Source organism: Levilactobacillus koreensis JCM 16448 (assembly GCF_001435525.1).
In the GTDB taxonomy this organism is placed as follows: domain Bacteria; phylum Bacillota; class Bacilli; order Lactobacillales; family Lactobacillaceae; genus Levilactobacillus; species Levilactobacillus koreensis.
The window spans coordinates 1-233 of sequence record NZ_AZDP01000109.1; the positions used below are offsets into that span (position 1 = coordinate 1).

Genomic DNA, 233 nt, shown 5'->3' on the forward strand with positions numbered 1-233 from the left:
ACGTTGCCACGCGAACGAAAGAACCCAGTGATTGGGTTCTTTTTTTGTGCAAAAAAGAACGGGCGCATGACCGCAGCGACAGTGGACCTGGCGACCGGGTGGCGTCAGAAACAAAATGGACGTGCAGATTCGGACGATTCCATGCAAGTACTATTGTTGCCTATAAGGAGGGCCCCCGTAAGCACCCAATAATTGACCGTCTAGGATTGGCGGCAAATCCACGATATGATAGT

Annotated in this window: 1 protein-coding gene; it reads left to right on the forward strand. The window is 51.1% G+C overall.

Features of this window, described 5'->3' with window-relative positions:
• A partial coding sequence (locus FC99_RS14235; RefSeq protein ID WP_235805908.1) for a hypothetical protein occupies positions 1-192 on the forward strand: 192 nt, incomplete at its 5' end.
• Between the last annotated feature and the right edge of the window lie 41 nt (positions 193-233).